Source organism: Massilia horti, assembly GCF_004614195.1.
Lineage (GTDB): Bacteria > Pseudomonadota > Gammaproteobacteria > Burkholderiales > Burkholderiaceae_D > Telluria > Telluria horti.
Genome location: NZ_SPUM01000102.1, coordinates 87,678 through 97,719 on the forward strand (window position 1 = coordinate 87,678; position 10,042 = coordinate 97,719).

10 protein-coding genes are annotated in these 10,042 nt (G+C 65.7%); 6 read left to right on the forward strand and 4 right to left on the reverse strand.

Going from position 1 to position 10,042, the window contains the following annotated elements:
- The 5 genes from E4O92_RS15090 to E4O92_RS15110 all read left to right on the forward strand — a co-directional run bounded on the left by E4O92_RS15090 (position 1) and on the right by E4O92_RS15110 (position 4,881).
- Entirely contained in the window at positions 1 to 927 is a 927-nt protein-coding gene (locus E4O92_RS15090; RefSeq protein ID WP_135190557.1) for an MlaD family protein, read from the forward strand.
- Positions 924 to 1,511 carry an ABC-type transport auxiliary lipoprotein family protein gene (locus E4O92_RS15095; protein WP_135190558.1) on the forward strand — a complete coding sequence of 196 codons (588 nt, stop codon included), beginning with the start codon at positions 924 to 926 and terminating at the stop codon, positions 1,509 to 1,511. Before E4O92_RS15090 ends, E4O92_RS15095 begins: the two co-directional genes overlap by 4 nt.
- Entirely contained in the window at positions 1,508 to 1,999 is a 492-nt protein-coding gene (locus tag E4O92_RS15100) for a (2Fe-2S)-binding protein (RefSeq protein ID WP_135190559.1), read from the forward strand. The genes E4O92_RS15095 and E4O92_RS15100 overlap by 4 nt, the downstream gene beginning before the upstream one ends.
- Entirely contained in the window at positions 1,999 to 4,224 is a 2,226-nt protein-coding gene (locus E4O92_RS15105) for a xanthine dehydrogenase family protein molybdopterin-binding subunit (RefSeq protein ID WP_135190560.1), read from the forward strand. The genes E4O92_RS15100 and E4O92_RS15105 overlap by 1 nt, the downstream gene beginning before the upstream one ends.
- Before the next feature lie 270 nt (positions 4,225 to 4,494).
- Positions 4,495 to 4,881: an Lcl C-terminal domain-containing protein gene (locus E4O92_RS15110; protein WP_135190561.1), complete on the forward strand. Its 387-nt coding sequence runs from the start codon at positions 4,495 to 4,497 to the stop codon at positions 4,879 to 4,881.
- Positions 4,882 to 4,953: 72 nt separating this feature from the next.
- Here the strand turns inward: E4O92_RS15110 and E4O92_RS15115 are convergent, their stop codons facing one another.
- From E4O92_RS15115 to E4O92_RS15125, 3 genes are all read right to left on the reverse strand, one after another.
- Positions 4,954 to 5,697, reverse strand: coding sequence for a type 1 glutamine amidotransferase domain-containing protein (locus tag E4O92_RS15115; RefSeq protein ID WP_135190562.1), 744 nt, complete (start codon positions 5,695 to 5,697; stop codon positions 4,954 to 4,956).
- Between the two features lie 86 nt (positions 5,698 to 5,783).
- Positions 5,784 to 7,229 (reverse strand): M20/M25/M40 family metallo-hydrolase, encoded by a 1,446-nt coding sequence (locus E4O92_RS15120; RefSeq protein ID WP_135190563.1) that lies wholly within the window; start codon positions 7,227 to 7,229, stop codon positions 5,784 to 5,786.
- Between the two features lie 95 nt (positions 7,230 to 7,324).
- A complete protein-coding gene (locus E4O92_RS15125) occupies positions 7,325 to 8,461 on the reverse strand; it encodes a metallophosphoesterase (protein ID WP_229483391.1) in 1,137 nt (378 codons plus the stop codon).
- Between the two features lie 204 nt (positions 8,462 to 8,665).
- Between E4O92_RS15125 and E4O92_RS15130 the strand changes: the two genes are divergently transcribed.
- Positions 8,666 to 9,160: a YMGG-like glycine zipper-containing protein gene (locus tag E4O92_RS15130; protein ID WP_206076886.1), complete on the forward strand. Its 495-nt coding sequence runs from the start codon at positions 8,666 to 8,668 to the stop codon at positions 9,158 to 9,160.
- A 57-nt stretch (positions 9,161 to 9,217) separates the two neighbouring features.
- Here E4O92_RS15130 and E4O92_RS15135 read toward each other — a convergent pair whose 3' ends face one another.
- Positions 9,218 to 9,745: a GNAT family N-acetyltransferase gene (locus E4O92_RS15135; RefSeq protein WP_167759803.1), complete on the reverse strand. Its 528-nt coding sequence runs from the start codon at positions 9,743 to 9,745 to the stop codon at positions 9,218 to 9,220.
- Between the last annotated feature and the right edge of the window lie 297 nt (positions 9,746 to 10,042).

Below are 10,042 nucleotides of genomic sequence, written 5' to 3' on the forward strand. Positions count from 1 at the left end.
ATGGAACCCGAAGCCAAATACACATTCGTCGGCGTAGCCGTGCTGGTTCTGGTGGCAATGCTGGCCGGCACCATTCTCTGGTTAAGCAGCAACAGCGAACGCAGCAATGCGCATTCGTACACCATTTACTTTGCGCATCAGTCGCTCGCCGGCCTGCAGCCGCGCAGCGAGGTCACCATGCGCGGCCTGCGAGTGGGCACGGTGACCGGCCTGGGGTTCTCGTCCAGAATACCGGGCGCGGTGAAGGTATCGATCCTGGTCGATCCGTCCACGCCGGTGCGCAAAAGCACACGGGCAATGGTCGACCGCAACCTGATCACCGGCCTGGCGACCGTGCAGCTGATTAACAGCACCGAACAAAGTCCGCTGCTCGCGCAAACCCAAGAGGAAGAACAGGGGCCGGTCATTGCCGAGGGAGAATCTGCCGCCGAACAATTTACGGCAACGCTCGCGGAATTAACCAGGAGCCTGAACGCGACCCTGTCACCCGAAAACCGTGCCGCTTTCACCGCCACGCTTGCCAACCTGCAGCGCGCGAGCGCTAATGCGGACCGGGCGCTGGCCAGGGTCGACAGTGTGCTGGTAGGGCTGGGCAGCACCGCCGACGAGGTGCGCAGTCTGGCAAGGTCGGTGGCGACGGACACGCACGCCCTGGCCACACGCTATGACGCACTCGGCGCGCAGGCGACCGGCACGCTGCGCGGCACGGACGACGCCGTCCGCCAGCTGCGCACCGACATCGACGCCCTGTCACGCCGCGCCAACACCCTGCTCACGACAGGGAATACCGAATTGCGGGCGACCTCCCGCTCCATCAATTCCGCCGCCGATTCGGTGGGCGGCGCGGCCGACCGCCTGAACGACCCGAGCGAGATCCTGTACGGACCGTCGGCGGGCACCTTGGGTCCCGGAGAAGGCAAGCGGTGAAAGCCTCCCTCACCCTGGTCATGGCGGCGTTACTCGCCTCCTGTGCCCCTGCCGTCACACGCGACCCGCAACGCTACTTCGTGCTCGACGCACCGGCTCCGGCGCCGGTGGGCTGCGCGAACGCGCCGTTCACGCTCGCGCCGACGACCGCGGCGAGCTTTTACGGCACGCGGCGCATTGTCTACAGCGATGCGCCCGGCACGCGCGCCAACTACCGGTTCAGCCATTGGACCGAACCGCCGCAACAGGTGGTTTACGACGAATTGCAATCGCGCGTGCAAAGTGCCGGCAAGGCCGATGACCTGGTGCTCGCCACCCGCCTCACTGAGATTTACCACGATGCCACCACCAAGCCCGGAACGGTGCATGTTTCGGTGACGGCGGAACTGCTCGATGGCGCGACTTTGGATGTGCTGGCGCAGCGCCGCTTTTCCCGCTCCGCGCCCGCCACCGCCTTCAACGCTGGGGGCGCGGTGGACGGCATGCGCCACGCGCTGCGCGCAGTGCTCGATGATATAGTCGCGTGGAGCTGCAAGCTGCCCGTAAATCGCGTTCAAACCACCCCTGCGATGCCACCGCCATGAGCACTTACAACCTCGACGTCAATGGCCACATGCATACCGTGCGGACCGAGCCCGACACGCCGCTCTTGTACGTGCTGCGCAATGACCTGCAACTGAACGGCGCCAAATTCGGCTGCGGCCTGGCGCAGTGCGGAGCCTGCACGGTCATGCTCGGCAAGGAAGCGGTGCTGTCATGCGTGCTGCCGGTGTCGCAGGTCGGGCAGGATCCGGTGCGGACGGTCGAGGGACTCGGCAGTGCGGCGGCGCCTGGCGTGCTGCAGCGCGCGTTCATCGAGGAGCAGGCGGCGCAATGCGGCTACTGCATCGCCGGGATGATTATGCGCGCCCAGGCGCTGCTCGAATCGAACCCGAGCCCGAGCGACGCCGACATCCGCCACAACCTGGCGATCAACCTGTGCCGCTGCGGCACGCACATGCGGATCGTGCGCGCCGTCCAACGGGCAGCCGAAGCAATGCGTCGCGCGCCCAAAGCCGGTTTGCGAGCCTGATGAGAACGCAAGCAATCGACAATCCTGCCCGACGCCGGCTGCTCATCATGGGCGGCGCACTGGTCGTCAGTTTTTCGCTGCATCCTTCTGCTACCGAGGCGCAGCCGGACAAGCCGCGCCTGCCCGGCAGCCTGCGCAACGACCCAATGCTCGACGCCTGGATTCGCATCGGCGCCGACGGCAGCATCACCGTCTTTACCGGCAAGGCCGAGCTTGGGCAAGGCATCAAAACCGCCCTGCTCCAAGTCGCGGCGGAAGAGCTGGTGGTGGGGCCAGGGCGCATCGCACTGGTGACGGCCGACACCGCGCGAACACCGAACGAAGGATATACGGCCGGCAGCCACACGATGCAGGACAGCGGTACCGCGATCCGCAGTGCCGCGGCCCAGGTGCGCTCGATTTTGCTCGACCTGGCGGCCGAACGCCTGGGCATGCCCGCCGCGCAGCTGCATGTGGCGGATGGCGTCATCGAAAGCGCCGGCCACCGGGTCGCCTACGCCCAGCTGGTCCGCGGACGCGAACTGCACGTACCGGCAACCGGGCAGGCGCCGTGGCGCGACCCGTCCGAATACACAGTGATTGGGAAGTCGCTGCCGCGGGTGGATATTCCGGCCAAGGTCGCGGGCGGCATCGCCTACGTGCAGGACCTGCGGCTGCCCGGCATGGTGCACGGGCGTGTGGTGCGCCCGCCCAGCCCTGGCGCACGGCTGGACAGCGTCGACCTGGTCACGACCGGGCAGCAGCCGGGCGTGCTCAAGGTGGTGCGCGACGGGTCCTTCCTCGCCGTCATCGCGCAAGGCGAATACCAGGCGGTGAAGGCCGCGGCCACCCTGGCGCGCGCAGCCCGTTGGCACACCGGGCCGGCACTGCCGCCGCAGGCCGACCTGTATGCGACGCTGCTGAAAGCTAAGTCCACGGACACCGTGATCCTGCAACGGGGCACACCGGGCGCCGCCGGGCGCAGGTTCGAGGCGACGTACCGCCGTCCGTTCCAGATGCATGCGTCGATCGGGCCGTCGTGCGCCGTAGCGCAGAATGTAAACGGCGAATATACGGTCTGGACCCACAGCCAGGGCGTCTATCCGCTGCGCGGCGCGCTGGCCGAGATGCTTGCCGTACCTGAGCAGAAGATCCGCTGCATCCATACCGAAGGCTCGGGCTGCTACGGCCACAACGGGGCCGATGACGCGGCTGCCGACGCGGTGCTACTGGCGCGCGCCCTGCCCGGCCAGCCCGTGCGCGTGCAATGGATGCGTGAAGATGAACACGGCTGGGAGCCGTTCGGGCCGCCGATGGTCGCGCGTGTCGCCGCCACGCTCGACGCCAATGGTCGCATCGCCGACTGGGTCTATGACGTGTGGAGCCCGCCGCATAGCTCGCGTCCCGGCAAGGCGGGCAACCTGCTCGCCGCCACGTATCTCGAGCGGGCTTTCCGTCCGCCGCCGGCCAGGCCAATCCCGCAGCCGGACGGCGGCGGCGACCGCAATGCGATTCCGCTCTACACCTCGGCCAATGCGCGCGTGACCCATCACTTTTTGCCGCAGGCGCCGCTGCGCACGTCGGCACTGCGTTCGCTCGCCGCCTACACCAACGTGTTTGCGATCGAAAGCTTCATGGACGAACTGGCGCAGGCGGCTGGCGTCGATCCGGTTCAGTATCGCCTGCGCCAACTGGCCGATCCGCGCGCGCAGGATGTCATCCGGCTCGCCTCTGAGCGCTTCGGCTGGAACGGATGGGCGCGCGCGCCCTGGCGTGGGCGCGGCTTTGCCTTTGCCCGCTACAAGAATCTGGCCGCCTACACGGCCGTGGCGCTGGAGGTCGAAGTGGCGCGCGACACTGGGCTGGTACGCATCACGCATGCGGTCGTGGCGGTGGATGCGGGCGAGGTCGTGAATCCGGACGGCATTCGCAACCAGATCGAAGGCGGTCTGCTGCAATCGGCGAGCCTGACCCTGTGCGAGCAAGTCAGCTTCGACGCATCTAGCGTGACCAGCCGCGCCTGGAACAGCTATCCGATCCTGCGCTTTCCGCAAATGCCGGAACGGGTTGAGGTGCACCTGATCGACCGGCCCGGCCTGCCGTTCCTGGGCACCGGGGAAGCGGCGCAGGGACCGGCCGGCGCCGCGATCGCCAACGCGGTTGCGGACGCGACCGGCGTGCGCCTGCGCGACATACCGCTCGACGGGGCCTCGGTGCGTGCGGCGCTTGAGCGCCGGGAATCCTGAATCTCAGGAAACTTTTGCCGGTCGTAGGGGGCGCGCGGCCGGCGAGGACCTGTGCGCACGCGGTTCGCGAACTTAGCGCAGCAAATCGGCAGCCGCGAGTGAGCATGCGGTGACCGCGTGCGCACCAAAGGTACACACCCTACGCCTTCTGCACATCCAACAATGATCACGGAAATAGAATTGCGCCATGACCTAGATCGCAGCAAGCGCGGCAACTAAGCGCACGAACCAGGAGTCTTAGGTAGCTGCACCTAGCGAAAAGGATTCCCGATGGGCGAGAACCACGTACAAGTCAAGGAAGGATTGAAGGAAGGCGAATGTTATGCCGGGCTGATTCTCGGAAAGGAAGGGATGTCCGACTATAACCTGATCCTGCTGCCCGGCGATGCGGCCGATGTGAGCTGGTCGGCGGCGCACGACTGGGCCACCGCGCGCGGCGGCGCATTGCCGACGCGGCGCGAGCTGTCCTTGCTGTTTGCCAACCTGCGCGAGCAGTTCGAACGCGCCTGGTACTGGTCGAGCGAACAGCACGAGACACGGGCGCAACTGGTGTGGGGGCAGAATTTTGCGAGCGGCATCCAGACCGTCTACGGCAGGCCTTACCGCGGCCACGCGCGCGCAGTGCGGCGCCTTCCAATTTCGGACGGGAAAGAGTAACAGCCGGCCTTGTGGATGGGCCAGCCGGCCGGGCCGCGGCTGGTGCGCGTTCCCGGCGGCGAAGCTCGATCGTTAGCGCGGCGCCGAGGTGTCCTCGGCCTTGCCGCGGCTGCGGTTCGCCGCCACCAACCCGGCGCCGACCAGGGCCAGGCCCAGCATTGCCCCGACCGACGGCGTGGCCAGCCAGCGCATGGCCTGGCCCGGCCCGGCCGTGGGCTGTTCGCGCTGGGGATCGGAATGACGGCGCCGTAGTGCGCCACTGCTGCCCGGCGCGCCCGCATACAGTTGCAGCATGTCGCGCGTGAACGCGGCCAGGTCCTGCGGCCCGCGCGCGGTCAGCCAATTGCCATCGCGCACCACCTCCTGGTCGAGCCAGGTGGCGCCCGCATTCACCATGTCGTCGCGCACGCCGGGCCACGAGGTCAAGGTGCGGTTCGGCGCCAGCCCGGCCGAGGCCAGCAGCCAGGCGCCGTGGCCGAGCGTGGCAATCGGCATGCCGCGCAGGTCGAAATCGCGCACGAAGTCGCGCGCCTCGGCCGACTGGCGCAGCAGGTCCGGGCTGATGTAACCGCCCGGGATCAAGAGCCCCTGATAGTCGCGCGGGCTGGCATCAACCAGGGTCCTGTCGACCGAGACCAGGTCGCCCGGCTCGTGCATGTTCATGCCGCGGATCCTGCCGCCGTGCAGGGAGACGATATCCACCTCGGCCCCTGCCGCGCGCAGCGCCGCTACCGGCGCCGCCAGTTCCGCTTGTTCGAAACCGTCCGCGGCCAGTACGGCAATCCGCTGTCCTGCCAGCTTGTTACGTCCATTCATCATGTCCTCCGTTGAGCGGTCCTGTGGTAACAGAGTGCCACGCAACGGCTAAGTTCCCTCCGCCGAGGCAAAGGGAACCTCGGACATCAGCGGCGGCTCGCGCCCGGCGGCACCACCGCGCGCCCGATCGGCTGCTCGCTGTTGGCCAGGAACCAGGCAGTGGTCGCCATCACCGCCACGTGGCGGCGCAGGTTATCCGGGTCGACCTTGTCGAAGGTGTCGGCCGGCGTGTGGTGGTAGTTGAAGTAGTCCGACGAATCGATAGCCGGCTCGAAGCTCGGCACGCCCGCCGCCTCCAGCGCGTGCAGATCGCCCGTGCCGAGTATGTCCGCGCGCTGGAATGCGCCGGCGCCGATCACCTGCAGCGCATCCTTGAGCGGAGCGAACAGCTTGACCGCCTCCGGCCCCACGCTGGCTTTCACGCCGAACGGCCGGCCCGAGCCGCCGTCGTCCTCGTAGGCGCCGACATGCTTCTCGGCGTTCGCCTTTTCGAAAGCAGCGTAGGTTGCGCCGCCGCGGCCGCCGTTTTCCTCGTTCATCCAGGCGATCACGCGGATCGTGCGCTTGGGCCGGAAGTCGAGCTTGCGCAGGGTGTCGATCACGCCCATCGCGCTCACCACGCCGGAAGCGTCGTCGTTGGCGCCGGTGGCCAGGTCCCACGAGTCGAGGTGGCCGGAGACGATCACGATTTCGTCCGGCTTCTCGGTGCCGGTCCAGTCGGCGATCACGTTGTAGCTGTCGGCGTCCGGCAGGATCTGCGGAGTGAGCGTCAAATGCATGGTGACCGGGCCGCGTTTGGACAGGCGGTCCATCAGCATCGAGTCCTCGATGGTCACCGCGGCCGCCGGAATCCGATGGCCATCCTGCAGGTTGGTACCGCCCGTGTGCGGGATGCGGTAAGCCGCGCCGCCGACGGCGCGCACCAGTGCCGCTACCGCGCCCATCTCAGCGGCGATGCGCGGACCGTTGCCGCGGTAAGCGACCGCCTGGCCATACGCCGTGCCGGCAAAACCGCGGTCCGCCATTTTCTGATCGAACGGCACATCGAACAGCACGATCTTGCCCTTGACTTTGGCGCCCTGCGCCTTCAGCTCGTCGAAACTGTGCACCACCAGCACCTCGGCCTTGATGCCTTCCGCCGGAGTCGCGCCAGAGCCGCCCAGCGCCGCCAGCACCACCTTCTGCGTCACGCCGGCGGGACGGCCCTTGTATTCGACCAGCGAGGCCGTTTCGGCGCCGCGTACCCAGTGCGGCACCTTGACCGGCTGCAAAGTCACCTTCGCGCCCAGCTTGCGCAGTTCCTCCGCCACCTGGGTCACCGCCGCCGCGGCGCCAGGCGAGCCGGACAGGCGCGGGCCGACCAGGTCGGCCAGGTCTTCCAGTCGTTGATAGGCGTAATCGCTCTGCATCGCGGTGTCGCGGATCTTGGCCAGCGCGGCCGGATCGTTGCCCGGGCTGGCGGCAAAGGCGGCGCCGGCGAACAGCGACGCGGCGAGGATAGTCAAGGCGGGGATGCGGGTGCGGCGGTTCATTGCTTTCGATCCTTTGGACAAATTCAACGGACCAAAACAATAGCGCATCCGGAAAGTTTTTGCTGGATTTTTATTGCGGTATTTACATGCTCAATTTACGCGGGGACGAGTCTCACCAGCGTGATTTCGGACGGCGCACCAAACCGCTTCGGCGGACCCCAATAGCCGGTGCCGCGGCTGGTGTACACCCACAGGTCGCGCACACGGTTCAGGCCGGCGACGAACGGCTGCTGCAAGGGCACGAACAAGTTCCACGGGAAGAACTGTCCACCATGGGTATGGCCCGACAACTGCAAGTGAAAGCCGGCCTCGGCCGCCGCATGCGCGCTGCGCGGCTGGTGCGCCAGCAGGATGCGCACCCGCACATAGTCCGGCGCCCCGGCCGCCGCCGCGTGCGGGTCGCTCTTGTGCGACTGCTGGAAATGGTGGGCTGTATAGTCCGTTACGCCGGCAATCATCAGCGCCGCATCGCCGCGCACGCGAACCACGTGCTCATTGAGCAAGACCGTCAGGCCCAGTCTGCGCATCTCGGCAATCCACTCTTCCGCGCCTGAATAATATTCGTGGTTGCCCGTCACGAAAAACGTGCCATCGCGCGCGGACAACCGCTGGAGCGGCTCCGTGTGCATCTTGAGCCGCTGCACGCTGCCGTCGACCAGGTCGCCAGTGATCGCAATCGCGTCCGCCTTGAGCGCATTGACGTGGTTGACGATCGCGTTCAGATAAGGACGCTTGATGGTCGGGCCGACGTGAATGTCCGAAATCTGGGCAATCGAATAGCCGTTGAGCGCATCGGGCAGGTTTTCGATCGGCACCTCGACCTTAACCACGCGCGCCACGCGCCGTGCGTTGACAAAACCGACCAAAGTGACCGCCAGCGCAGTCAAGGGCACGAGTACCGCGCTGTCGTGATGGACCAGCCATCCGTTCACGCCGATTACCCACAACAAGGCAAGGGTGACATCGCGCAGGAGGGTCAGCACCAGCAGCGACGAAAAATATCCCATCGCGATCAATCCCGCCCAAGCGAGTTGTTCCGACCACTTTCCGCGCTTGAGCGTGTGCGCGCGCAGACCGAGCGGCACCAGCACCCACGACAGCGCCAGCAACAACACGCCCACCGTTCCGGCGACGACGCCCGGCGCAATGGCGGGAAACAGCCGCATACCTATGTAAATGTGTAACAGCGCCAGCAAGAACAGGAGCGTGGGAAAGGATCGGCGGACACTCATGAATGACTTCGGAAAGCAAGGAATGCCGCTAAGATGGGGCGGCTTCGGCGGAGTGCAAGAGTCGTTCCAAATGTTAGGTGAAACTGGTCATTTGTAAGAGTGTGTATTAACAGATGGAATTGCAGGCGACCAGCGCTATATTGAACATGTGCCCCGGCGTTCAAGCGATCATTCCGATCCTCCGTGAGGCATTAAGGACAAGCCATGTTGAAGAATAAATGCTTTGGTGCGTTGATCCTGGTCGCTGCCGCCGTGTCCTCGACCACGGCAATGGCGGACGATCGCGGAATGAATACGGCGGTGGGCGCAGTGCTCGGCGCTGCGGTCGGCCACAGCGCTGGCGGACGCGACGGCGCGATCGTCGGCGGCGTGCTGGGTGCGGCGGTGGGCGCATCGATCCAGACGCGCGATGATTACCGCTACAACAATTCGGGTTACAGCTACAACAATTCGGGTTACTACTACGACAATCGCGGCTACGCCACGACGACGACCTATTACCAATCGGCGCCGGTGTATGTCGAGCCGCGTCCGGTGTACGTTGAATCGCGTCCGGTCTACGTCGAGCCGCGCCCGGTCTATGTGGAATCGCGCCGCTACTACCGTGCGCCGGAAGTGGTGTACGTGAACCCGGGACGCGGCCACTATGACCGCCATGACCGCGGATGGGATCGCGACGGCCGCCGGTGGGGCCATTGATCGCAAATGAGCCGAATGATCCAAATAAGCCGCGAGCAGTAACGCGGCTTTTTTTATTCAGGCGTCAAGACTCCTGATCATGTACAAAGCGTTACCGGGATAGCTCTCCAGCGCCGCCCGCAATTCCGGCCCCGGCGCAGGCTCCGTTTGAAAACCAAAACGTTCCCAGAACGCCAGGGAGTCCTGCACCGACACCAGCGCACAATTGGCCAACCCGCGTTCAGTTGCACGTTCGACAATGCGGGCCACCAGCCGCCGTGCCAGGCCACTGCCGGCGCGGGATACGGCCAGATCGTGGATGTACAAGGTGTTGGCGTTCGCCGGCACGACGAAACGGCTGTTCAATGGCGCAGCAGCGCCCAGCCTGCTGGGATAACCGAAAACATAAGCCGACACCACATCGCCATCGATTGCCACGAATGAGGTATCGGCCGCCGTACGGATACGCGACAACACAACCTCCTCCGGTTCCTGCATGGATGGCGGATAGCACTCAGCCTGGATTCGCATGATGGCATCGAGATCGTGTTCGCACACGGCGCGAACTGTGAATGTTATGGCTTTCGCATTGAGGATCGATTCCACTGGCAAAGGATGTGTTGGCTGCTGAAAGCCGAAATTCTACCTGAGCAGCCTAAACCGAATTGCCACTGCGACTTGCGCCCCACTGGCAGCAGGAACGTAGGGTGCGCACCCGTGCGCACGCGGTACGTTTGAATGCCGTTGGCGCCGGTCCGCACACGTACCGCGTGCGCACAGGTGCGCACCCTAACGGTCATTGCAGAGCGTGCCACCCCGGCGCATGAAAGAATATGGGGTGGAAGGCCGGCGATAGTGGTCGAGAATTTATCGTGGAGGTCCTACCCCGACCCTAACGTGACC